The organism is Pseudomonas sp. KH_050, assembly GCF_057838875.1.
Genome location: NZ_CM174478.1, coordinates 95035 through 119979, shown reverse-complemented (window position 1 = coordinate 119979; position 24945 = coordinate 95035). Strand labels below are relative to the sequence as shown.

The following is a 24945-nucleotide window of genomic DNA, read 5'->3' as shown; positions in this document are numbered from 1 at the left end:
GGTATGTAATAGATTTGTGCTGCTTTTGTGAGTGGTGCAAACTTTCGACTGTTGCGTCTTCACACACCGCAATCTGGCGCCCCTTTTTGTTTCCAATTCAGGGATCAACAAATTGCTTGGGTGTTATATGGTCAAGCCTCACGGGCAATTAGTATTGGTTAGCTCAACGCCTCACAGCGCTTACACACCCAACCTATCAACGTCGTAGTCTTCGACGGCCCTTCAGGGGACTCAAGGTCCCAGTGAGATCTCATCTTGAGGCTAGTTTCCCGCTTAGATGCTTTCAGCGGTTATCTATTCCGAACATAGCTACCCGGCAATGCCACTGGCGTGACAACCGGAACACCAGAGGTTCGTCCACTCCGGTCCTCTCGTACTAGGAGCAGCCCCTCTCAAATCTCAAACGTCCACGGCAGATAGGGACCGAACTGTCTCACGACGTTCTAAACCCAGCTCGCGTACCACTTTAAATGGCGAACAGCCATACCCTTGGGACCGGCTTCAGCCCCAGGATGTGATGAGCCGACATCGAGGTGCCAAACACCGCCGTCGATATGAACTCTTGGGCGGTATCAGCCTGTTATCCCCGGAGTACCTTTTATCCGTTGAGCGATGGCCCTTCCATACAGAACCACCGGATCACTAAGACCTACTTTCGTACCTGCTCGACGTGTCTGTCTCGCAGTCAAGCGCGCTTTTGCCTTTATACTCTACGACCGATTTCCGACCGGTCTGAGCGCACCTTCGTACTCCTCCGTTACTCTTTAGGAGGAGACCGCCCCAGTCAAACTACCCACCATACACTGTCCTCGATCCGGATAACGGACCTGAGTTAGAACCTCAAAGTTGCCAGGGTGGTATTTCAAGGTTGGCTCCACGCAGACTGGCGTCCACGCTTCAAAGCCTCCCACCTATCCTACACAAGCAAATTCAAAGTCCAGTGCAAAGCTATAGTAAAGGTTCACGGGGTCTTTCCGTCTAGCCGCGGATACACTGCATCTTCACAGCGATTTCAATTTCACTGAGTCTCGGGTGGAGACAGCGCCGCCATCGTTACGCCATTCGTGCAGGTCGGAACTTACCCGACAAGGAATTTCGCTACCTTAGGACCGTTATAGTTACGGCCGCCGTTTACCGGGGCTTCGATCAAGAGCTTCGCGTTAGCTAACCCCATCAATTAACCTTCCGGCACCGGGCAGGCGTCACACCCTATACGTCCACTTTCGTGTTTGCAGAGTGCTGTGTTTTTAATAAACAGTCGCAGCGGCCTGGTATCTTCGACCGGCATGAGCTTACGGAGCAAGTCCTTCACCCTCACCGGCGCACCTTCTCCCGAAGTTACGGTGCCATTTTGCCTAGTTCCTTCACCCGAGTTCTCTCAAGCGCCTTGGTATTCTCTACCCAACCACCTGTGTCGGTTTGGGGTACGGTTCCTGGTTACCTGAAGCTTAGAAGCTTTTCTTGGAAGCATGGCATCAACCACTTCGCTAACTAAAAGTTAGCTCGTCATCAGCTCTCGGCCTTAAGATCCCGGATTTACCTAAGATCTCAGCCTACCACCTTAAACTTGGACAACCAACGCCAAGCTGGCCTAGCCTTCTCCGTCCCTCCATCGCAATAACCAGAAGTACAGGAATATTAACCTGTTTTCCATCGACTACGCTTTTCAGCCTCGCCTTAGGGACCGACTAACCCTGCGTCGATTAACGTTGCGCAGGAAACCTTGGTCTTTCGGCGTGGGTGTTTTTCACACCCATTATCGTTACTCATGTCAGCATTCGCACTTCTGATACCTCCAGCAAGCTTCTCAACTCACCTTCACAGGCTTACAGAACGCTCCTCTACCGCATCACCTAAGTGATACCCGTAGCTTCGGTGTATGGTTTGAGCCCCGTTACATCTTCCGCGCAGGCCGACTCGACTAGTGAGCTATTACGCTTTCTTTAAAGGGTGGCTGCTTCTAAGCCAACCTCCTAGCTGTCTAAGCCTTCCCACATCGTTTCCCACTTAACCATAACTTTGGGACCTTAGCTGACGGTCTGGGTTGTTTCCCTTTTCACGACGGACGTTAGCACCCGCCGTGTGTCTCCCATGCTCGGCACTTGTAGGTATTCGGAGTTTGCATCGGTTTGGTAAGTCGGGATGACCCCCTAGCCGAAACAGTGCTCTACCCCCTACAGTGATACATGAGGCGCTACCTAAATAGCTTTCGAGGAGAACCAGCTATCTCCGAGCTTGATTAGCCTTTCACTCCGATCCACAGGTCATCCGCTAACTTTTCAACGGTAGTCGGTTCGGTCCTCCAGTTAGTGTTACCCAACCTTCAACCTGCCCATGGATAGATCGCCCGGTTTCGGGTCTATTCCCAGCGACTAGACGCCCTATTAAGACTCGCTTTCGCTACGCCTCCCCTATTCGGTTAAGCTCGCCACTGAAAATAAGTCGCTGACCCATTATACAAAAGGTACGCAGTCACCCAACAAAGTGGGCTCCCACTGCTTGTACGCATACGGTTTCAGGATCTATTTCACTCCCCTCTCCGGGGTTCTTTTCGCCTTTCCCTCACGGTACTAGTTCACTATCGGTCAGTCAGTAGTATTTAGCCTTGGAGGATGGTCCCCCCATATTCAGACAAGGTTTCTCGTGCCCCGTCCTACTCGATTTCATGACCAAGAGATTTTCGCGTACAGGGCTATCACCCACTATGGCCGCACTTTCCAGAGCGTTCCGCTAATCTCAAAGCCACTTAAGGGCTAGTCCCCGTTCGCTCGCCACTACTAAGGGAATCTCGGTTGATTTCTTTTCCTCAGGGTACTTAGATGTTTCAGTTCCCCTGGTTCGCTTCTTACGCCTATGTATTCAGCGTAAGATACCTAACTTATGTTAGGTGGGTTCCCCCATTCAGACATCTCCGGATCACAGTCTGTTTGCCGACTCCCCGAAGCTTTTCGCAGGCTACCACGTCTTTCATCGCCTCTGACTGCCAAGGCATCCACCGTATGCGCTTCTTCACTTGACCATATAACCCCAAGCAATCTGGTTATACTATGAAGACGACATTCGCCGAAAATTCGCATGCTTGCTCATAAAGAGCAACTCACAAATTTTACCTTAGCCTGATCCGTTACCAGTGAAAGTAACGTTCAGTCTATCTTTCTATCACATACCCAAATTTTTAAAGAACGATCTAATCAAAAAGATCAGAAATCAACATTCACCATCGTTTGATGGAATGCTCATTTCTAAGCTTTACAATTCAGAAGCAGTTAGTGGTGGAGCCAAACGGGATCGAACCGTTGACCTCCTGCGTGCAAGGCAGGCGCTCTCCCAGCTGAGCTATGGCCCCGTATTTCTACAGGCGTTTCCCACACAAAATTGGTGGGTCTGGGCAGATTCGAACTGCCGACCTCACCCTTATCAGGGGTGCGCTCTAACCAACTGAGCTACAGACCCAATTTCGAGCTTGTAACTGTTAGCGTGAGCTATCAGCCTGGAGCTTAAAGCTGCTTCTATCGTCTTCTTCAATGAATCAAGCAATTCGTGTGGGAACTTATGGAGCAGCTGATGTCGTCGATTAAGGAGGTGATCCAGCCGCAGGTTCCCCTACGGCTACCTTGTTACGACTTCACCCCAGTCATGAATCACACCGTGGTAACCGTCCTCCCGAAGGTTAGACTAGCTACTTCTGGTGCAACCCACTCCCATGGTGTGACGGGCGGTGTGTACAAGGCCCGGGAACGTATTCACCGCGACATTCTGATTCGCGATTACTAGCGATTCCGACTTCACGCAGTCGAGTTGCAGACTGCGATCCGGACTACGATCGGTTTTCTGGGATTAGCTCCACCTCGCGGCTTGGCAACCCTCTGTACCGACCATTGTAGCACGTGTGTAGCCCAGGCCGTAAGGGCCATGATGACTTGACGTCATCCCCACCTTCCTCCGGTTTGTCACCGGCAGTCTCCTTAGAGTGCCCACCATAACGTGCTGGTAACTAAGGACAAGGGTTGCGCTCGTTACGGGACTTAACCCAACATCTCACGACACGAGCTGACGACAGCCATGCAGCACCTGTCTCAATGCTCCCGAAGGCACTCCGCTATCTCTAGCAGATTCATTGGATGTCAAGGCCTGGTAAGGTTCTTCGCGTTGCTTCGAATTAAACCACATGCTCCACCGCTTGTGCGGGCCCCCGTCAATTCATTTGAGTTTTAACCTTGCGGCCGTACTCCCCAGGCGGTCAACTTAATGCGTTAGCTGCGCCACTAAGAGCTCAAGGCTCCCAACGGCTAGTTGACATCGTTTACGGCGTGGACTACCAGGGTATCTAATCCTGTTTGCTCCCCACGCTTTCGCACCTCAGTGTCAGTATCAGTCCAGGTGGTCGCCTTCGCCACTGGTGTTCCTTCCTATATCTACGCATTTCACCGCTACACAGGAAATTCCACCACCCTCTACCATACTCTAGCTTGTCAGTTTTGAATGCAGTTCCCAGGTTGAGCCCGGGGATTTCACATCCAACTTAACAAACCACCTACGCGCGCTTTACGCCCAGTAATTCCGATTAACGCTTGCACCCTCTGTATTACCGCGGCTGCTGGCACAGAGTTAGCCGGTGCTTATTCTGTCGGTAACGTCAAGACAATCACGTATTAGGTAACTGCCCTTCCTCCCAACTTAAAGTGCTTTACAATCCGAAGACCTTCTTCACACACGCGGCATGGCTGGATCAGGCTTTCGCCCATTGTCCAATATTCCCCACTGCTGCCTCCCGTAGGAGTCTGGACCGTGTCTCAGTTCCAGTGTGACTGATCATCCTCTCAGACCAGTTACGGATCGTCGCCTTGGTGAGCCATTACCTCACCAACTAGCTAATCCGACCTAGGCTCATCTGATAGCGCAAGGCCCGAAGGTCCCCTGCTTTCTCCCGTAGGACGTATGCGGTATTAGCGTCCGTTTCCGAACGTTATCCCCCACTACCAGGCAGATTCCTAGGCATTACTCACCCGTCCGCCGCTCGCCACCAGGTACAAGTACCCGTGCTGCCGCTCGACTTGCATGTGTTAGGCCTGCCGCCAGCGTTCAATCTGAGCCATGATCAAACTCTTCAGTTCAAACATCTTTGGGTTTTTAAGAAACCCTAAACTTGGCTCAGCAATCGTTGGTTACATCTTTGATTTCTCGCGGAGTAACTTGTGATGCTGATAATCTTGTTGACTATCAGTCTGACTCCACAAGCACCCACACGAATTGCTTGATTCAGTTGTTAAAGAGCGGTTGGTTAAGATCTTTCGTCTCAACCGAGGCGCGCATTCTACGCTTTCCTCTGCTGCTGTCAAGCGGTTATTTTCAGAAGTTTTCAAAGTTTCCTTTTTAACTTCAACCACTTGGCGCTTCCGATCACTCGTTGGCGGGAGGCGAATTCTACAGCGTTACTCGCTGCTGTCAACACCTGTTTTACACCGCTTTCGACCGAGTGGATCGAACCGTTACCAGGGCCAAACAAACCGACTCTAGCAACTCCTTCTGGGCTTCGATGAACTGAAGCAACTCGCTGCCGAAAACCGCGTAACTCTTTGTTTACCAAGGAGTTTTCCGTTTCGACTGCGCCGGAAGTGGGGCGAATTATAGACTTCCAGGATCTGCCGTCAACCCTTAATTAAGGCTTTCTATCGATAAGCCTGAAAAAGCCTGAAAAGCGCCGGTTTTTGCCCCTTCTATATAGAAGCGCAATCAGCGCCTCTATGCCTCTATATAGAAGGGAACACTTACAGCACCCCAGCTTCTCGCAAAGCAGCGACAGCTGACGACTCCATACCCAATACCCGCTGCAATACCTGCAAGGTATGCTCACCCAATAGAGGAGGGGCATTGCGGTACTCAATCGGCGTCTCGGAGAGACGGATCGGACTGGCCACCTGGGGGACCAGACCTGCCAGGGCATGGGGCAGCTCGATTGCCAGGCCGCGGGCCTGGACCTGCGGATCGGCAAACACCTGGGCCAGGTCATTGATCGGCCCACACGGCACACCGGCCTGCTCCAGCAACGTCACCCACTCTGCAGTAGTCTTGAAGACCGTTGCCTGACGAATCAGCGGAATCAGCACCGCACGGTTGGCCACCCGCAGCTTGTTCGTGACAAACCGCGGATCATCCGCCCATTGTGGCTGCCCTGCCGCCTCAGCAAACTTGCGGAACTGCCCGTCGTTGCCAACAGTAAGAATGAAGTTGCCATCGGCCGTCGGAAAATCCTGGTACGGCACGATGTTCGGGTGAGCATTACCTAGCCGCTTGGGAGGGACTCCGGTGGTGAGGTAGTTCATCGCCTGATTACCCAGGCAAGCCACCTGAACATCCAGCAACGCCATATCGATATGCTGGCCACCGCCGTCATGATCCCGATGCGCCAGCGCCGCAAGAATCGCGACCGTCGAGTAGAGCCCGGTCAGAATATCCGTCAATGCAACGCCAACTTTCACCGGCCCGGCACCTTCATCGCCCTCCGGGCGGCCGGTCAGGCTCATCAAACCGCCCAGGCCCTGAATCATGAAGTCATAACCGGCACGTTTGGCATACGGCCCGGTCTGGCCAAAGCCGGTGATCGAGCAATAGATCAGCTCAGGGTTGAGCGCCTTGAGCGACTCATAGTCCAGGCCATAAGCCGCCAGACCACCCACCTTGAAGTTCTCGATCAGGATGTCTGACTTGGCCGCCAACTCACGCACCAGGCGCTGACCTTCCGGACGCGTGAAGTCGATGGTGACCGACTGCTTGTTGCGATTGGCCGACAGGTAGTAGGCCGCCTCGCTGGTGTTCTCGCCATAGGCGTCTTTCAGGAAGGGCGGGCCCCAGGCGCGCGTATCATCGCCATTGCCCGGGCGCTCGACCTTGATGACCTCGGCCCCGAGATCCGCGAGGATCTGCCCGGCCCAGGGACCGGCCAGCACTCGAGATAAATCCAATACCCGCAGATGCGAAAGCGCGCCCATGGTCGTTCTCCTATTAATAGAACGCCTGGATGCCTGTCTGCGCACGACCAAGGATCAGCGCGTGAACGTCGTGAGTGCCTTCATAGGTGTTCACCACTTCCAGGTTGACCAGATGACGGGCCACACCGAACTCGTCGGAGATACCATTGCCACCCAACATGTCACGGGCCATGCGAGCGATGTCCAGGGACTTGCCGCACGAGTTGCGCTTCATCATGGAGGTGATCTCGACGGCAGCGGTGCCTTCGTCCTTCATTCGGCCCAGGCGCAAGCAACCTTGCAGGGCCATGGTGATTTCAGTCTGCATGTCGGCCAGTTTTTTCTGGATCAACTGGGTGGCGGCCAATGGGCGGCCAAACTGCTGACGGTCCAGGGTGTATTGGCGAGCGGTGTGCCAGCAGAACTCGGCAGCACCCAGCGCACCCCAGGAGATGCCATAACGGGCGGAGTTAAGGCAGGTAAAGGGGCCTTTCAAGCCACGGACGTCCGGGAAGATGTTCTCTTCCGGCACAAACACGTTATCCATGACGATCTCGCCGGTGATGGAGGCGCGCAGGCCAACCTTGCCGTGAATCGCCGGAGCGCTCAGACCTTTCCAGCCTTTTTCCAGCACGAAACCGCGAATGTCGCCGGCATCGTCCTTACCCCAGACCACGAACACATCGGCGATCGGACTGTTGGTGATCCACATCTTGCTGCCCGTCAGGCTGTAGCCGCCTTCCACTTTGCGCGCACGAGTGATCATCGAGCCCGGGTCGGAACCGTGGTCAGGCTCGGTCAGACCGAAGCAACCGATCCATTCACCCGAGGCCAGTTTTGGCAGGTACTTCTGCTTTTGAGCTTCGGTACCGAATTCATTGATCGGCACCATCACCAGCGAGGACTGCACGCTCATCATCGAACGATAGCCGGAGTCGACGCGCTCGACCTCACGCGCAATCAGACCGTAGCTGACGTAGTTCAAGCCACTGCCACCGTATTGTTCAGGAATGGTCGCACCCAACAGACCCACGTCACCCATCTCGCGGAAGATCGCCGGATCGGTCTTTTCATGGCGGAAAGCTTCGAGAACGCGCGGCGCGAGCTTCTGCTGAGCGAATTGCTGGGCAGTATCCCGGATCATGCGTTCTTCTTGGGTGAGCTGTTGATCCAGCAGCAGGGGATCGATCCAGTTGAAGCTAGCTTTACCGCCCATGGGTGTGTCCTCACGAATCAGGTGAAATGTCGTGGACTGATCCTAGGCCGACCCACCGAATACGGCAAACGAGGATTTTGCATACTGTTGTGTTAATTTCTCACTCCGTGATAGCTCAAAACCGCTTTTTGGCCGTTCTTTTGTGAGATTGCCGTATATGCGCAGGAAGATCCCCAGCACTACTGCACTGATCAGCTTCGAAGCGGCAGCCCGCCACGAGAGCTTCACCAAGGCAGCGCAGGAACTTTCCCTTACCCAGGGTGCCATTTGTCGGCAGATCGCCAGCCTGGAGGAGTTCTTGAGTGTCGAACTGTTCCGACGCTCCCGACGCGGGGTGAAGCTGACCGAAGCCGGGCTGTCTTATAGTCGCCGGGTCGCCACCCAACTGGATGCCGTAGAGCGCGATACGCTGTCGGTGATGGGCCAGCAGGGCGCCAACGTCATCGAGCTGGCCGTAGTCCCCACCTTTGGCACGCAATGGCTGTTGCCGCGCCTCAAGGATTTCCAGCAGCAGCACCCGGAAGTCACGGTCAACCTGACCAACCGCACCCGACCATTCCTGTTCGCCAACACCGACTTCGATGCCGCGATTTACTTTGGTGATGCCGATTGGTCGGGCACCGAGTCCCACCGGTTGATGGGCGAAAACCCGATGCCGGTCTGCAGCCCACGGCTTATGGGGCCTGGAAGTCATCTGAGCGCCGAACGGATTGCCGAATTGCCACTGCTGCAACAAACCACCCGGCCTTATGCCTGGCGCCAGTGGTTCGGTTCACAAAACCTTAATATCCCTCGAGACATGACAGGACCGCGTTACGAGCTATTCTCCATGCTTGCTCAGGCCGCCATGCACGATATGGGTATCGCTTTAATCCCGCCGTTTCTGATTCAGCGGGAATTGGCCGAGAAGCGCCTGGTGATTGCCAATCCCCAGGCTCTGTCAAGCATCAAGGCGTATTACCTGATGATTCCTGACCGAAAGGTCGAATCAGCCTCTTTGAGGGCATTCCGCGACTGGCTGGTGAACCAGGCGCAGAGCTACAGCCTCGATGGGTAGGGGCTCAGAGGCATTAGCTGACCTCGTAGTCAAAATATTAAAAGCACTACAGATATAACTATATGTCGCGTTTAAGGAAACTGTATCTAGAAGAGGAACAATCGTCCAATAAGCGCCTGAAATCGCGGCTTCCAGCGGCGATTTCAAGCCAATATCGGTTCATTCACAACGCCGATGTGAAAATTCTCAAATCCTCGCCAAAATCCATGGAAGGCACGGTTTATAAGGGATTGATCCCTTGCCTTGCGACATTCGGTCACAGGGTGACTTGTAGTTAATTTTCCGTCACACCTCATAACCCCTTGTAAGGGCACAAAGTTCGCCTGCAAAATGCCGCGCCCCGCCTTTATTTAGTGCGGGGTCGTGCTGATCGGCCGCCCCAGCCTGCACCATCCGGAGTGCGCTGGCCTTCTTAAAAAGATCAAAAGCAATAAGATCATGCAGGAGATTTGACGTGCACATTGGTGTTCCTCTCGAAACCCAAACGGGTGAAACGCGGGTTGCTGCAACCCCTGAAACCATCAAGAAGCTGATCGGCCAGGGTCATAAAGTCACTGTGCAAAGCGGCGCCGGCATTAACGCCAGCGTTGTCGACAGTGCCTATATGGCAGTAGGTGCGACCATTGGCAGCGCCAACGATGCGTTCGGTGCGGAGCTGATTCTAAAGGTTGTCGCACCCAGCGACAGCGAGCTGGCTCTGATCAAGAGCGGCACGGTAGTGGTGGGCATGCTCAATCCGTTCAGCAACGAAACCATTGCCAAGCTGGCTGAGTGTGGCATCACTGCCTTTGCCCTCGAAGCCGCACCGCGCACCTCCCGCGCGCAGAGCCTGGACGTGCTGTCCTCGCAGGCCAACATTGCCGGCTATAAAGCCGTGTTGGTGGCCGCTCATCACTATCCGCGCTTCATGCCGATGCTGATGACCGCTGCGGGTACCGTGAAAGCTGCACGGGTGCTGATTCTCGGCGCCGGCGTGGCCGGTTTGCAGGCCATTGCCACGGCCAAGCGCCTGGGCGCGGTGATCGAGGCCTCGGACGTGCGTCCGGCGGTGAAGGAGCAGATCGAATCCCTGGGCGCCAAGTTCGTCGACGTGCCTTACGAAACCGATGAAGAGCGCGAATGCGCCGTCGGTGTCGGTGGTTATGCGCGGCCGATGCCGGCCAGCTGGATGCAGCGTCAGGCGCTGGCGGTCCACGAACGCGCCAAGCAGGCAGACATCGTCATTACCACCGCACTGATTCCGGGTCGCAAGGCACCGGTGCTGCTCAGCGCTGAAACCGTCGCGCAAATGAAGCCCGGCTCGGTGGTGATCGACCTCGCGGCAGCGCAAGGCGGCAACTGCCCGCTGACCGTGGCCGATCAAGTAATCGTCGCTCACGGCGTGACCATCGTCGGCCACACCAACCTGGCGTCACAGGTCGCTGCAGACGCCTCGGCACTGTATGCGCGCAACCTGCTGGACTTCCTGAAGCTGGTTTTCACCCCGGAAGGCCAATTCCAGATCAACCTCGAAGACGACATCGTCGCCGCGTGCCTGATGTGCCGCGACGGCCAAGTCATCCGCAAGAACGCCTAAGGACAAGACGATGGAAGAGTTTATCTCCCCCGGTATCTACAACCTGATCATCTTTGTGCTGGCGATTTATGTCGGTTACCACGTGGTCTGGAACGTTACACCCGCACTGCACACGCCATTGATGGCAGTGACCAACGCCATTTCGGCGATTGTCATTGTCGGTGCCATGCTCGCTGCCGCTTTGACCGTCACTCCACTGGGCAAGACCATGGGCACCCTGGCCGTGGCGTTGGCCGCGGTGAACGTGTTCGGTGGCTTCCTGGTCACTCGACGCATGCTTGAGATGTTCAAGAAAAAAGCGCCCAAGGTTAAAGAACTGCCAGTAGGACAAGGGGCTCATAACTCATGAGTATGAATCTGGTTACAACCCTGTATCTAATCGCCTCTGTTTGCTTCATCCAGGCCCTTAAAGGTCTGTCGCACCCGACCACGTCGCGTCGCGGCAACCTTTACGGCATGCTCGGCATGGCGCTGGCGATCATCACCACCGTGGGTTTGATCTACAAACTCGGGGCCGAGCTGGCAACCGACGGTATCGGCTACGTGATCGTCGGCCTGCTGGTCGGCGGCACAGCCGGTTCGATCATGGCCAAGCGCGTCGAAATGACCAAAATGCCGGAACTGGTCGCCTTCATGCACAGCATGATCGGTATGGCCGCGGTATTCATCGCAATCGCGGCCGTGGTCGAGCCGCAATCGCTGGGTATCGTCAAGCTACTGGGCGATTCGATTCCAGCCGGTAACCGCCTGGAGCTGTTCCTCGGTGCGGCGATCGGTGCCATCACCTTCTCCGGTTCGGTGATTGCCTTCGGCAAGCTGTCGGGCAAGTACAAGTTCCGTCTGTTCCAGGGCGCACCCGTACAGTTCAGCGGCCAACACAAGTTGAACCTGGTGTTGGGCTTGGCCACGCTAGGCCTGGGCCTGGTGTTCACGTTCACCGGCGACCTCACGGCGTTCGCCCTGATGCTGGCCCTGGCTTTCGTGCTGGGCGTGCTGATCATCATCCCGATCGGCGGCGCGGACATGCCGGTGGTGGTGTCGATGCTTAACAGCTACTCGGGTTGGGCGGCGGCCGGTATCGGTTTCTCGCTGAACAACTCGATGCTGATCATCGCCGGTTCGCTGGTGGGCTCCTCGGGTGCGATCCTCTCGTACATCATGTGCAAGGCGATGAACCGTTCGTTCTTCAACGTGTTGCTCGGTGGTTTCGGCGGCACAGCCGAAGTGGCCGGCCCTGCCGGTTCCAAGGAAGCGCGCCCGGTGAAGTCCGGCTCGTCCGACGACGCCGCGTTCCTGCTGACCAACGCCGATACCGTGATCATCGTGCCCGGCTATGGCCTGGCAGTGGCGCGTGCCCAGCACTCGCTGATGGAGCTGGCGGAGAAGCTGACCCACCTTGGCGTCACCGTAAAATTCGCCATTCACCCGGTTGCCGGGCGGATGCCGGGGCACATGAACGTTCTGCTGGCCGAGGCCGAAGTGCCTTACGAGCAGGTGTTCGAGATGGAAGACATCAATTCCGAATTCGGTCAGACCGACGTAGTACTGGTGCTCGGCGCCAACGACGTGGTCAACCCGGCCGCCAAGAACGATCCGAAATCGCCGATCGCCGGCATGCCGATCCTGGAAGCGTTCAAGGCCAAGACCATCATCGTCAACAAGCGCTCGATGGCCAGCGGCTATGCCGGCCTGGACAACGAACTGTTCTACCTGGACAAGACCATGATGGTCTTCGGTGACGCCAAGAAGGTCATCGAGGACATGGTCAAGGCCGTCGATTAAACACTGCTCCAGCGCAATACCGAAAACCCCAGCCTCGAGTAGGCTGGGGTTTTTTATTGCCCGCAAACCGACCAAAGGCTCTAAATCACGGCTCGGCATTCGACCATGGTAGCGGGAGGAATTTTTTTGAAATCACTAAACTGCACATCTTGCTTTCGTTGCTTGAGATAACTGTCCATGTACTCTGATCGTATTCGCTTGCCTTCGCTGTTAAGTAAAGTCATGAGCGCGGCTGATGCCGCCGCCTTGATCAAGGACGGCATGACCGTCGGCATGAGTGGTTTTACCCGCGCCGGCGAAGCTAAGGCCGTGCCCCATGCACTGGCCGAGCGCGCCAAAGTGACTCCGCTGAAAATCAGCCTGATGACAGGCGCGAGTCTGGGCAACGACCTCGACAAACAACTCACCGAAGCCGGCGTACTCTCGCGGCGCATGCCGTTCCAGGTCGACAGCACCCTGCGCAAGGCCATCAACGATGGCACGGTGATGTTTATCGACCAGCACCTCTCCGACACCGTCGAGCAACTGCGCAACCGCCAGATCAAAGCAGTAGACCTGGCGGTGATCGAATGCGTCGCCATCACTGAAGAAGGCCACCTGGTACTGAGCACCTCGGTAGGCAACTCGGCCAGCTTCGCCATCCTGGCCAAAGAGGTGATCATAGAAATCAACCTGGCCCAACCGCTGGAGCTCGAAGGTCTGCATGACATCTATATACCGAGCTATCGGCCGACCCGCCTGCCGATTCCGGTACTCAAGGCTGACAGTCGCATCGGCAGCCATGCGGTGCAGATCGACCCGGCGAAAATCGTCGGCATTGTGATCAGCAACCAGCCCGACTCGCCGTCCACCATATTGCCGCCAGACCTGGAAACCCAGGCCATTGCCAATCACCTGGTGGAGTTCTTCAAAAATGAAGTGCGCGAGAACCGCCTGACCAATAGCCTGATGCCGCTGCAAGCGGGTATCGGCACCATCGCCAACGCGGTGATGCACGGTCTGATCGATTCGCCGTTCCACGACATGACCATGTACTCCGAAGTGCTGCAGGACTCTACCTTCGACCTGTTCGACGCCGGTAAGCTGGGCTTTGCCTCGGGCAGTTCCATGACCCTGTCGGCCAAAAAGCACACCGAAGTCTTCAGCGACCTGAGCCGTTACAAGCCGCAACTGGTACTGCGTCCGCAGGAGATCTCCAACCACCCGGAAGTCATTCGCCGCCTGGGCATCATCGGCATCAACACCGCGCTGGAGTTCGACCTGTACGGCAACGTCAACTCGACTCACGTCTGCGGCACACGGATGATGAACGGTATTGGCGGTTCGGGTGATTTTGCGCGTAACGCACACTTGGCGATATTCGTTACCAAGTCGATCGCCAAAGGTGGGGCTATTTCCAGCGTGGTCCCTATGGTCAGCCACGTTGACCATACCGAACATGACGTCGACATCCTCGTCACCGAGATCGGCCTTGCGGATTTGCGCGGCCTGGCGCCACGGGAGCGGGCGAGGGTGGTCATCGACAATTGCGTGCATCCGGCCTATCGCGAAGCCTTGAATGACTACTTCAAAGCGGCTTGCGCCGTGGGCGGACACACCCCGCATCTCCTGCGTGAAGCACTGAGCTGGCACATCAACCTGGATGAAACCGGGAAAATGCTCGCGGTGTAATTGGTACAGTTAGCGGCTGACGCAAATGCAATTTCGTCAGCTGCTCGTTGCTACAGCATATTCGATCAAAAACTGTACTTCTGTACCGGTCTTTTCCTACCGAAACCTCCTACCTTTCCGGGTCATATGGCTTAAATTGCACCATTAACGTGCAGATAGGTACAGTTGCCTCGATTTTGACCAGTACAGCACCTATAAACAGTTAACTGGTCCCTCACAATACAGGTGAACTGTATCTACAGAGACTTGCCCAAGAGGAGGATCATTGGCATCAGTTAAACCACTACCTAATCCCGCCACAAGCGGAAGGATGTCAACCATGGAACGTACACTCAGTTCCGACCTGTTCTTCGAAGAAAAAGCTGTAAACACCCAGGCTTCCATGCCTCTTCGTGTTCTCGCCAACCTGATGCTGTGGCAGCGCCGCATCTCCAGCCGCCACCAACTGGCTCGCCTGGATTCGCGTCTGCTGGCTGACGCAGGGATTAGCGAAGCACAACGTTACGAAGAGTTGAGCAAGCCGTTCTGGCGCTAAATTAGCGTCGCTGGCTCTGACCCACCGGGTCCACCGCCAGCACCCTGAATTGCACAAACAAAACCCGTCGCGGGTAACTGCGATGGGTTTTGTCGTTTCTGGGTTTGAAAATCGGGCCGTACAGAAGCACTACCTACCAACAAGTACAGTTCACACATTCATTAAATTGAACCAGTACAATTTAGCTTTGGTGTATCTGTATTCACATTCTCCTCGCGAACAACATGGTGTTCCAAGGCCAGCACTTTGGCTTCCCTGCGAGGACCGCACCATGAATCACTTACTGGAAGTAGCTGTACCCAAAGCCCGCCAGCAGACACTTACCCATGCCCTGGGTCGCCTGTTCGCAGCAATTGCCCGGAGCAGGGAGAGGGCCCGCACCCGCCGTTTACTGGGGCAGTTGAACGATCAGCAACTGGCCGATCTGGGCATCAGTTGCGCCGACCGCATAGCCGAGCTGGACAAGCCATTCTGGCGTTAACTGCTTATAGTTGACGTCACAGGCTATTCGAACAGCCGCAGTGCAGCCTAATATCCACCTGGAACGTGGCGAACTCTGCAAAGCGCGCGTCTGATATCCCAAGGCACCGCAAACCGCAGTGGATGCCTGGTGCTTTGCTCGGTGCCACTTTTATCTGTTATTTCACAGGAGTTACACCATGTCCCGTCTTCGTCTGCTCAGTGCTGCAGCCCTGCTGGTCGTGGCCGCCAATGCGCATGCCACCAGCTTCATCGTTACCACGGACGCTGTGGTCGGTGCGCTCAAAGCCACCTCGGACGTCACCTCCGATCTGACCTCATCCCTGCGCGACGACAAGATCGTCCGTGAGGCCCGTGACGACGCCGCCAGCTTCGTCGCCACCGAAGGCACCATCCGTGGCGTGAAACTGGAAAGCGCCCTGGACCACATTCGCCAACAGGCGCCGCAGTTGAATGCAAGCGACGCACAGCTGGCACAAGCAATCCTGGCAATCTGATCCCAAGACGCAAAGCGGGGCATGCTTGCTGTGCCCCAATCCTTCGATGCTGGCTCTAGCCAGGGCATTGCGCTAGCCTTGGCATTCGTTTTCAGCTATCGAGTCCCATGCGTTTTCTGCCCCGTACGCTCATCATTGCCCTATGCATGGGCTGCTGGACAGGTCCGACGCAGGCCTTCGACCTCAGCACACAAGGCCTGGTAGTCAGCGGTTACGCCACCAGCAAGGTGATCTCCGCGCCCTTTGAAAACAAACTGATACTGGCCGCCCAGGATGACGCCGCAGCGTTTATCGCGACTGATGGCCGGCTGCGCGGAGCACAGCTGGAATCCGCGCTGAATGCCCTGCGTCATACCCAATCAAAACTTAGTGCCAGTGACCTTGAACTGGCACAGGCAATTCTCGTCCAATAGTTATCCCTGCTTTTCGGAGTCGTACCATGCGTAGCCCGCTGATTGTCGCCACTCTTGGCCTGCTGTTGTTAGCCGATGTGACCCAGGCGCAAACCCTGGTGGCCACCAGTAACATCATTATTCGTGCCTTTGAGCGCTCGATTGATTTCACCTCGGACACCACCTCCTCCATTCGCGACTCGAAAGTCGTGCGAGAAGCTCACGACGACGCCGCCAGTTTTGTCGCCAGCGAAGGCGATATCCGCGGCGCACAGCTGGAAGCGGCCTTCGATACCCTGCGTAGCCATGTGCCCGAAGCGCGCGATGCCAGTGATCAGGTTCTCGCTGAAGCCATCCTCGCACTGTGAGGTCGCTCATCGCCTGGCTGCTGGCCGGGGTTGTACTGCTGCTGGGCAACTCGGCCCAGGCTGACCTGCAACTACGGCTCAAGACCGAGGGGCTGAGCCCTGCCGAGCAACAGGCCAGCCAGGCATTGCTGGATGAGGCGATGCGAGCGCTACCACCACGCTTCATCGCGCAGCTGGACCGGCGCATCGATGTCGGCTGGACCAGCAACATGCCGAGTAACGCCTATGGCCAGGCGTCGCTGGTCTCCGAGCTCGACCTCAATCGCAAATTGCTCGCCAGCCTCACCGATGGCTCTGCGGCGAAGAAAAAAACCCATCGCCCCCACGTTACCGTGCGCCGGGAAATGCTCGCTACGGTGCTGCACGAACTGACCCACATCTACGATCGCTCGCGTTTATGGCCAAACGCCGAACGCACGCTGATCCAGCGCTGCACGCGGCAAAACAGCAGCTCGGGGCTGATCGGTATCCCGGACCAATGCCGCGGCCAGACCGCGCGGCGCTTTACCCTCAGTGACGACCCGCGCCTGCTGGACCTGGCCGGGTGGCCGCAGTACGTCGGCCGCCGTGGCGAGCGCGAGCAACACAACCGACAGATTGCCCGCAGCCCGGATATCTACGAGACCAGCAGCCCCAAAGAGTTCGTCGCGGTCAATATGGAGTACTTCCTCCTTGACCCGAGCTACGCCTGCCGTCGTCCCGCGCTGTACCGTTACTACCAAGAGCATTTCGGCTGGGCACCCGCTGCCAGGGACAATTGCGCCAAGTCATTCGCCTTCCTCAACGCCGGCAATGACTTTGCCAAACAGCCACTAGGGCAGGTCGACCCGGAACGGGTGTACGCCGTCGACTACCTATTGGCCGAAGCCAACCAGAACTGGGTCAGTCGCTGGGGGCATAGCATGCTGCGGCTGGTAATCTGTGCGCCTGGCCGCCCGCGCGGTCCAGACTGCCGACTGGACCTGGACCAGCACCTGGTGTTGTCCTACCGCGCTTTTGTCGGTGATGTGCAGCTGTCGAGCTGGGACGGCCTGACGGGGGCTTATCCATCGCGACTGTTTGTCCTGCCGCTGGCTCAGGTGATCGATGAATACACCAAGACCGAGCTGCGCAGTCTGGCGTCGGTGCCGCTCACCCTGTCACGCGGCGAAATCGAAGATGTGGTCGAGCACGCCGCCGAGATGCACTGGAGCTACGACGGCAACTATTTTTTCATATCCAACAACTGCGCCGTCGAAAGCCTCAAGTTGTTGCGCAGTGGCAGCAACAATCCACAGCTGGTCGGCCTGGACAGCATTATCCCCAACGGTTTGCTGGAAGTGCTCAAGGCTCGTGGGCTGGCGGACACCAGCGTGCTGGACGACCCGCGCGAGGCGTTGCGACTGGGCTATCGCTTTGACTCGTTCCGCGACCGTTATCAGGCGATGTTCGAAGTGTTGAAGAAACATCTGCCGATCAAGCAGGCCAGCGTCGAAGACTGGTTGTCGCTGGACGCTGCTGAACGTCGTCAATGGTTCGGCCAGGCCGATCTGCGCACCAGCGCCGCATTGTTGCTCTTGGAACAGGCCAGTTTTCGTCGGCAATTACTGCTGGCTCAGGATGAAGTCAAACAGCGCTACCTGGGCGCGCGCGACCTGAAAAACGGTGGCATGGATAAAGCCAACAAGACCTTGCAACAGATCCTGGCCAATAGCGGCTTCCTCAGCCGCCCGGCCGAACTGCTGGGCAGCAGTGGATATGGCTTGCCTCAGGCAAACGAGTGGCAGCGGCTGGAATCAGAAAGCAACCTGCGGCAGAAACAGCTGCAAGCCCTCACGGGCGATTTGGATAAAGAAGTCCGCGCGTTGCTCGATCCAGGCCGTGCGGCCGAGATTGCCGCGAATGAGGCCAACGTCAAGCAGGTAGGCGAGCATTTGCGGGCGCTGCACAAGGCCGCGGGTGGGCTAGAGTTGCCGTAGCAGCTGGCGAAGCCTGCGTTCGGCTGCGAAGCAGTCGCATTTCAGACAACCCAATCTCAAGGCTTGAATTGAGTTGGCAGTTTTTACGACCGCTTCGCGGCCGAACGCAGGCTTCGCCAGCTGCTACGTGAACGTGTCGTATCAAGGCCTTGCTACAAATTTTCCTCCGCCTCCTCGGGCAAATGCTCATCCAGATGCACCCACGGCAGCCGGCTGTCGGTCCAGATATGCCGATCTGCGGGCGCCAGCTCTGGATGGTCGAGGGTCGCCACGGTGACATCGATGCTCTGCGGGCTAAGCTGAGTGATCAGGGCCAGCTGCGCGCCACAATTCTGACAGAAGTACCGCACGCAGCCTGGCGACGAATGGTACTGCGCCGGGGTGCCGGCCAGCCACTGGAAGGCGCTGCGGGGCAGGGTGATCCAGGTCGTTACCAGCCCGCCGCTTACTCTTCGACAAATTGAACAATGACAGTGGGCAATATCGCGTAGAGGCCCACTGAACTGGTAACGCAGCCTGCCGCAATGACAGCCGCCGGTGTGGAGTTCGGTCATATCGATGTCTCCTCGGATGTTTGCGGGGCCTTGAATGTGAGCCTCACCCGGCATTTCCCACACTGTAAATCCACAATCCCTCCGACAGGCAACTCGTCAGTCGTTTCATCAGCGAAAGCTGGCTGAAAGCTTGCGCGATTAGGATCGCCCTCACTACCGGCAATAGACCGGTTGGCCAAAGCAAGTGTTTCGACCTCTTGTGGCCCGATCAACAACAACAATGGTGATTCTGATGTTTGCTACTGTCCGCCTGTCCGTCTCGACTCTCCCCGTACGCCTCGTGCTTCCCGTTCTGCGCTGACCTGTCCGGTTCGCCATTCCCTAGCCGCGCTACGTCTGGAGTATTCCTATGCTGACTTTCCTTGGCTTTGCCATGGTCCTCACGTTCATGTTCCTGATCATGACCAAGCGCCTGTCCGCGCTGATCGCCTTGATCATCATTCCGATCCTGTTTGCCTTGTTCGGTGGTTTCGCGCCGAAAATCGGCCCGATGATGCTCGAGGGCATCACCAAACTCGCCCCGACCGGGGTGATGCTGATGTTCGCCATTCTCTATTTCGCCCTGATGATCGACTCGGGGCTGTTCGACCCGGCGGTGCGCAAGATCCTCAAACTGGTCAAGGGCGACCCGCTGAAGATCTCGGTCGGTACCGCGGTGCTGGCGCTGATTGTATCCATGGACGGTGACGGCGCCACCACGTACATGATCTGCGTGGCTGCCATGTTGCCGCTCTACAGCCGTATCGGCATGAGTCCGCGGATCATGGCCGGTTTGATCATCCTCGCCGGTGGCGTGATGAACATGACCCCCTGGGGCGGCCCGACCGCTCGTGCAGCCAGTGCCCTGCATATCGACCCGTCGGATATTTTTGTACCGATGATCCCGGCCATGCTTGCCGGTGTGGGAGCGATCCTGGCGATTGCCTATATGTATGGCAAACGTGAGCGCGCACGCCTGGGTGAGTTGCACCTGACAGGCGACGAAATCGACCACAGCGAAATCAGCGTGTCGCAGTTCCCGGATGCCCGTCGTCCGAAGCTGATCTGGTTCAACGGCGCTCTGACCCTGGCGTTGATGGGTACATTGGTCGCAGGCCTGCTGCCACTGCCCGTATTGTTCATGGTGGCCTTCAGTATCGCCATGATTGTCAACTACCCATGTCTGCAACAGCAGAAGGACCGGGTTGCGGCCCACGCTGGTAGCGTACTGGCGGTAGTCGGGCTGATCTTCGCCGCCGGTATCTTCACCGGCATTCTGTCCGGCACGGGCATGGTCGATGCGATGTCGAAAAGCCTGCTGGCGGTGATTCCGGATGCTCTCGGCCCGTATCTGGCAGTGATCACTGCACTGGTGAGCATGCCGTTCACTTTCTTCATGTCCAACGATGCTTTTTATTACGGCGTGTTACCGGTTCTCGCCGAAGCCGCCAGCCACTACGGCATCACTGCGGTGGAAATGGCCCGTGCCTCGATCGTCGGTCAGCCCGTCCACTTGCTGAGCCCGCTGGTGCCGTCGACCTATTTGCTGGTGGCACTGGCCGGGATCGACTTCGGCGATCACCAGCGTTTCACCTTGAAGTGGGCAGTACTGGTTTGCCTGTGCATAATGTTCGCCGCTTTGCTGTTGGGGATTTTTCCGCTGTTCAGCACTCTATAAGCTCAAGTCTCACCACGGCGGGTCTAAACTTCGATTTTCAAAGTTTGGCCCGCTGCGGTTCAACACTCGCTCAAAGGAATACACATGGAATGGCTGACCAACCCGGAAATCTGGGTTGCCTTCTTTACGCTGACTGCCCTGGAGATCGTCCTGGGTATCGACAACATCATCATGATCTCGATCCTGGTCAGCCGTATGCCCAAGCATATGCAGGCCCGCACGCGGATCTTCGGCCTGGCGCTGGCGATGATCACCCGGATCTTGCTGTTGCTGTCGATCACCTGGGTCATGCGTCTGACCGCCGATCTGTTCACGGTCGCCGGCCAGGGTATTTCCGGACGTGACCTGATCCTGTTCTTTGGCGGTCTGTTCCTGCTCTGGAAAAGCTCGCAAGAGATGTATCACGCGCTCGAAGGCGAAGATGAAACCCTCGACGAGCCGACGGCCAAGGGCGGTAATTTCCTTTACACCATCATCCAGATCGCAATCATCGACATCGTCTTCTCCCTGGACTCGGTGATCACCGCGGTCGGCATGGTTTCCCATGTGCCGGTCATGGTCGCAGCGATCGTTGTCGCGGTCCTGGTGATGATGATGGCTGCAGGCACCATCAGCGACTTCATCGACAAGCACCCGTCGCTGAAAATGCTCGCGCTGGCGTTCCTGCTGCTGGTCGGTACCGTATTGATTGCCGAATCCTTCGAAGTGCATCTGCCAAAAGGCTACGTCTACTTCGCCATGGCATTCTCGCTGGCAGTGGAAGCGATCAACATCAAGATGCGCACCACGATGGCGAAAAAGCGCAAGCAACAAGACCCAGTGAAACTGCGCAAGGACATCCCGGGTCAATAACCTGGGGCGGCGCTAAAGAAGAAGGGGCTTTCGAGCCCCTTTTTCACGTCTGCGCATTGGTAAAAAACAGTCGCGAAAGAAGCTGATTTCATGACAGTTTTGTTTCAATCGATGCTTTAGCTATGCGATGCTGGCGCCCGACCCGTTAGCCAACTACAGCTTAAGTAAATAACGTAGAGCATCGTTTGCCCCTATGGGGCGCTATTCATCCCAGGGGGCCCTGTATGCTGACCCTGCTCAATCTGCTCTCTGCCGTGGCCTTGTTGATTTGGGGCACGCACATCGTCCGAACCGGCATCCTGCGGGTCTACGGCTCGAATCTGCGCCACTTGATTAGCCAGAACATGTCCAAGCGCCCGCTGGCGTTTATCGCCGGAATTCTGGTGACCGCCATGGTCCAGAGCAGCAACGCCACGGCCATGCTGGTCACCTCGTTCGTTGGCCAGGGCTTGATGGCGCTGACGCCAGCACTGGCAACCATGCTCGGCGCCGACGTCGGTACCGCGTTGATGGCCCGGGTACTGACCCTCGACCTGTCCTGGCTATCGCCGCTGCTGATTTTCCTCGGGGTGATTTTCTTTCTCTCGCGCAAACAGACCCGCGCCGGGCAATTGGGGCGGGTCGGCATCGGTCTGGGGCTGATCATCCTCGCACTGCAGCTAATCGTCGAAGCCGCGGCACCGATCACCCAGGCGCAAGGCGTGAAGGTGGTATTTGCTTCCCTGACCGGGGATATACTGCTCGACGCCCTGGTCGGCGCGCTGTTCGCGATGATTTCCTATTCCAGCCTGGCAGCCGTCCTGCTCACCGCGACGCTGGCCAGCGCCGGGGTCATCAGCCTGCCAGTGGCCATCGGCCTGGTGATCGGGGCAAACATCGGCAGTGGTGTATTGGCCTTCCTCAGCACCAGCATGCAGAACGCCGCCGGCCGGCAAGTGGCGCTGGGCAGCCTGCTGTACAAACTGATTGGCCTGTTGCTGATCATCCCGGTGCTCGATCCACTGGTGCATTGGATGGACTCCCTCGACTACGGTCCGCAAGGCCTGGTGATCGGTTTTCATCTGCTCTACAACACCGTCCGTTGCCTGTTGCTGCTGCCCAGTGTCGGACCAATGGCGCGGCTATGCGCCTGGCTGCTGCCGGAGCGCCCGGAGACCAACGGCCTGGCTCGGCCACGCCATCTGGACCCGACCGCACTGGTCACCCCGAGCCTGGCGCTGGCCAACGCGGCGCGGGAAACCCTGCGCATCGGCGACTTGATCGACACTATGCTCGAAGCGATGCTCAATGTACTGCGAGGCAAACAAACCGCCGTCACCCAGGAGATGCGACGCTTGAGTGACGATGTCGAGGTCCTTTACAGCGCGATCAAGCTCTATCTGGCGCAGATGCCGCGCGAGGATCTGAGCGACCAGGACAGCCGGCGCTGGGCGGAAACCATCGAGCTGGCGATCAATCTCAAACTCGCCAGCGACCTGATCGAACGCATGTTGCGCAAGGTTCAGCAGCAGAAAACCTCTCAGCGCCGCTCCTTCTCTGACATCGGCCTGGAAGAACTGGCGGACTTGCACAGTCAACTGATCGTCAATCTGCGCCTGGGCCTGTCGGTGTTCCTCAGCGCCGACAAGGAAAGCGCCCGGCAATTGCTGCGAGAAAAACGCCGTTTCCGCGCTCAGGAACGGCGCCTGGCCCACGCCCATGTCAGCCGCCTGCAACGCAAGATCGTGCAAAGTATCGAGACCAGTTCCCTGCATCTGGAGTTGATCTCCGATATGAAGCGCTTGAATTCACTGTTCTGCAGCAGTGCTTACGTAGTCTTGGAGACCTCCGACACCGGAGCATTGGTGGTGGACGATATGGCTGACATCACCCATTCGCCTTGAACGTCTGGCGTCAGCGCAAGTCAGTAAGATTGATCCCGGCTGAATATCATTCGCGGCCTGGCTGACGACATGGACCTTTAATTCTCCGCCAGGAAGCTCGTTATGCGTTGTCTGCTGTTCGCATTGCTGTTGCTCGGTTCAATCCCTTCGTTTGCCCTGGATCGCTTCCAGGTTGAAGGCTACATGCTGCCCAACGGTCTGCAGGTGCTGCTCAAACCCGGCGGTGAGCGCGGCCATGTGGCGATTCGTCTGGTGGTCGGGGTCGGTCTGGATGATTTCAGCTGCGCCGACAAGGAACTGCCGCATCTGCTCGAACATCTGCTATTCAGCGGCACCGACGCCAGCGGCGAAGGCGGGCTGGAAGAGCGCATGCAGGCACTGGGTGGCGAGTGGAATGCCTACACCAGCAACGCCGACACTACGTTCGTCATCGAAGCGCCGGCGAAGAACCAGCGCAAAGTCCTCGATCTATTGCTCACGCTGCTGACCCGCACCCGGATCGACGACACCGCTATCCATACCGCCAAGCAAGTGGTCCAGCGCGAGGACGGCGGTCACTACACCCACTTGCAGCGTTGGCTGGATCGTCAGGACCTGGGCCATAAGGCCAGCAATCAGCTGGCGGTGGAGCTCGGTCTGAAATGCCCCGAGCGGGCCGAGGTCGACCGCCTGACCCGTGAACAACTGGAGCAGGTACGCAAAGGCTGGTACGCACCCAACAACATGACGCTGATCATTGTCGGTGACCTCGAGCGCCTGTTGCCCGCGTATCTGGAGCGCACCTATGGTCAGCTGGAACCGGTGGAGCCCAGCGAGCATCCGCCGCTGCCGGGAATCAAGACCAGCGCTGAACTCAAACGCAACCTGATCCACGGCTGGCTCGGTGACAGTGCCAAGCTGCACTGGCTGTTTCCCGAGCCGGTCATGGATCAGCAGCACGACGAAACCTTCGACTTGCTCAAGGACTATCTGGACTGGGCGCTGTATCGCCAATTGCGCCTCGCCCACGGGCTGTCTTATGGCCCCTGGAGCGAGCGCCAGGTGTTTGGCGGCGTCGGTTTCCTCAGTCTGAGCGCCGATCTGGAACGTGATGACCTGCCACAGGCCGAGCAGGTGATCGATGAGATGAAGGCCAGGCTGCTCGAGGACGGACTGGATCCCGCCACCTTTACCCGCCTGCAACAGGCCGCCGTCGCCCGTCAGGCCTGGGCCGTGCAAGGTAATAGCGCTTTGGCGGATTACTACTGGGGCGCCCTCGGCGATTATGACAATGGCCGTTTTGCCGATCCGGCCAAGCGCCTGCAAGCGGTCAGTCTGAAGCAAGCGAACCAGGCCATGCGTCAGCTGCTCGACCAGCCCGGCTACTTGCGGATCGAGAAGCCCCTGCTTACTTACGATCAGCTGAGTTGGCTGATCGGTGGCCTGCTGGGGTTGTTCACACTGGCTTTACTGGGTTGGCGAATTCATCGCAAAAAACAATAACCCTGTGGCGAGGGAGC

Annotated in this window: 18 protein-coding genes, 2 tRNA genes and 2 rRNA genes; 15 read left to right on the top strand and 7 right to left on the bottom strand. The window is 57.2% G+C overall.

Annotated elements, in window-relative coordinates:
* Positions 1-127 precede the first annotated feature (127 nt).
* The 6 genes from AC3IUA_RS00590 to AC3IUA_RS00565 all read right to left on the bottom strand — a co-directional run bounded on the left by AC3IUA_RS00590 (position 128) and on the right by AC3IUA_RS00565 (position 8184).
* Positions 128-3019, bottom strand: a 23S ribosomal RNA gene (locus AC3IUA_RS00590).
* Positions 3020-3270: 251 nt separating this feature from the next.
* Positions 3271-3346: transfer RNA gene (locus AC3IUA_RS00585), tRNA-Ala, on the bottom strand.
* Between the two features lie 30 nt (positions 3347-3376).
* A tRNA-Ile gene (locus AC3IUA_RS00580) sits at positions 3377-3453 on the bottom strand.
* Between the two features lie 122 nt (positions 3454-3575).
* Positions 3576-5114: ribosomal RNA gene (locus tag AC3IUA_RS00575) — 16S ribosomal RNA — on the bottom strand.
* The 16S and 23S rRNA genes sit together here with 2 tRNA genes alongside, the layout of an rRNA operon.
* Before the next feature lie 654 nt (positions 5115-5768).
* Positions 5769-6989 carry a CaiB/BaiF CoA transferase family protein gene (locus AC3IUA_RS00570; RefSeq protein ID WP_489358603.1) on the bottom strand — a complete coding sequence of 407 codons (1221 nt, stop codon included), beginning with the start codon at positions 6987-6989 and terminating at the stop codon, positions 5769-5771.
* A gap of 13 nt (positions 6990-7002) precedes the next feature.
* On the bottom strand, positions 7003-8184 hold the full coding sequence (locus tag AC3IUA_RS00565) for an acyl-CoA dehydrogenase (RefSeq protein WP_489358602.1): 1182 nt from the start codon (positions 8182-8184) through the stop codon (positions 7003-7005).
* A 157-nt stretch (positions 8185-8341) separates the two neighbouring features.
* Here AC3IUA_RS00565 and AC3IUA_RS00560 point away from each other — a divergent pair, with 157 nt between their 5' ends.
* From AC3IUA_RS00560 to AC3IUA_RS00510, 11 genes are all read left to right on the top strand, one after another.
* Positions 8342-9241 carry a LysR family transcriptional regulator gene (locus AC3IUA_RS00560; RefSeq protein WP_489358601.1) on the top strand — a complete coding sequence of 300 codons (900 nt, stop codon included), beginning with the start codon at positions 8342-8344 and terminating at the stop codon, positions 9239-9241.
* 454 nt (positions 9242-9695) lie between these two features.
* Complete coding sequence (locus AC3IUA_RS00555) at positions 9696-10817, top strand: Re/Si-specific NAD(P)(+) transhydrogenase subunit alpha (protein ID WP_489358600.1); 1122 nt, start codon at positions 9696-9698, stop codon at positions 10815-10817.
* A 10-nt stretch (positions 10818-10827) separates the two neighbouring features.
* Positions 10828-11166 carry an NAD(P) transhydrogenase subunit alpha part 2 gene (locus AC3IUA_RS00550; protein WP_489358599.1) on the top strand — a complete coding sequence of 113 codons (339 nt, stop codon included), beginning with the start codon at positions 10828-10830 and terminating at the stop codon, positions 11164-11166.
* A complete protein-coding gene (locus AC3IUA_RS00545; RefSeq protein ID WP_489358597.1) occupies positions 11163-12599 on the top strand; it encodes an NAD(P)(+) transhydrogenase (Re/Si-specific) subunit beta in 1437 nt (478 codons plus the stop codon). The genes AC3IUA_RS00550 and AC3IUA_RS00545 overlap by 4 nt, the downstream gene beginning before the upstream one ends.
* A gap of 177 nt (positions 12600-12776) precedes the next feature.
* Positions 12777-14270, top strand: coding sequence for a succinyl-CoA:acetate CoA-transferase ScpC (gene scpC, locus AC3IUA_RS00540; protein WP_489358595.1), 1494 nt, complete (start codon positions 12777-12779; stop codon positions 14268-14270).
* 319 nt (positions 14271-14589) lie between these two features.
* Positions 14590-14805 (top strand): DUF1127 domain-containing protein, encoded by a 216-nt coding sequence (locus AC3IUA_RS00535; RefSeq protein WP_048721398.1) that lies wholly within the window; start codon positions 14590-14592, stop codon positions 14803-14805.
* A gap of 271 nt (positions 14806-15076) precedes the next feature.
* The gene (locus tag AC3IUA_RS00530; RefSeq protein WP_489358593.1) at positions 15077-15286 is read left to right on the top strand and encodes a DUF1127 domain-containing protein; all 210 of its coding nucleotides are present in this window, start codon (positions 15077-15079) and stop codon (positions 15284-15286) included.
* Between the two features lie 178 nt (positions 15287-15464).
* Entirely contained in the window at positions 15465-15782 is a 318-nt protein-coding gene (locus AC3IUA_RS00525) for a DUF2388 domain-containing protein (RefSeq protein WP_489358592.1), read from the top strand.
* Positions 15783-15889: 107 nt separating this feature from the next.
* On the top strand, positions 15890-16195 hold the full coding sequence (locus tag AC3IUA_RS00520) for a DUF2388 domain-containing protein (RefSeq protein WP_489358591.1): 306 nt from the start codon (positions 15890-15892) through the stop codon (positions 16193-16195).
* Positions 16196-16221: 26 nt separating this feature from the next.
* Positions 16222-16542 (top strand): DUF2388 domain-containing protein, encoded by a 321-nt coding sequence (locus AC3IUA_RS00515; protein WP_489358590.1) that lies wholly within the window; start codon positions 16222-16224, stop codon positions 16540-16542.
* Positions 16539-18500 (top strand): DUF7844 domain-containing protein, encoded by a 1962-nt coding sequence (locus AC3IUA_RS00510; protein ID WP_489358589.1) that lies wholly within the window; start codon positions 16539-16541, stop codon positions 18498-18500. Before AC3IUA_RS00515 ends, AC3IUA_RS00510 begins: the two co-directional genes overlap by 4 nt.
* Positions 18501-18652: 152 nt before the next feature.
* On the opposite strand, the gene AC3IUA_RS00505 is transcribed toward AC3IUA_RS00510, so the two are convergent.
* Positions 18653-19054, bottom strand: a complete 402-nt coding sequence (locus AC3IUA_RS00505; RefSeq protein ID WP_489358588.1) for a GFA family protein — start codon at positions 19052-19054, stop codon at positions 18653-18655.
* Between the two features lie 349 nt (positions 19055-19403).
* Between AC3IUA_RS00505 and AC3IUA_RS00500 the strand changes: the two genes are divergently transcribed.
* The 4 genes from AC3IUA_RS00500 (at position 19404) to AC3IUA_RS00485 (ending at position 24928) form a co-directional block, all read left to right on the top strand.
* Positions 19404-20711: a CitMHS family transporter gene (locus tag AC3IUA_RS00500; RefSeq protein ID WP_489358587.1), complete on the top strand. Its 1308-nt coding sequence runs from the start codon at positions 19404-19406 to the stop codon at positions 20709-20711.
* Positions 20712-20795: 84 nt separating this feature from the next.
* Positions 20796-21563: a TerC family protein gene (locus tag AC3IUA_RS00495; RefSeq protein ID WP_489358586.1), complete on the top strand. Its 768-nt coding sequence runs from the start codon at positions 20796-20798 to the stop codon at positions 21561-21563.
* 224 nt (positions 21564-21787) lie between these two features.
* Positions 21788-23446: a Na/Pi cotransporter family protein gene (locus AC3IUA_RS00490; protein ID WP_489358585.1), complete on the top strand. Its 1659-nt coding sequence runs from the start codon at positions 21788-21790 to the stop codon at positions 23444-23446.
* Between the two features lie 102 nt (positions 23447-23548).
* Entirely contained in the window at positions 23549-24928 is a 1380-nt protein-coding gene (locus AC3IUA_RS00485) for a M16 family metallopeptidase (protein ID WP_489358584.1), read from the top strand.
* Positions 24929-24945: the final 17 nt, after the last annotated feature.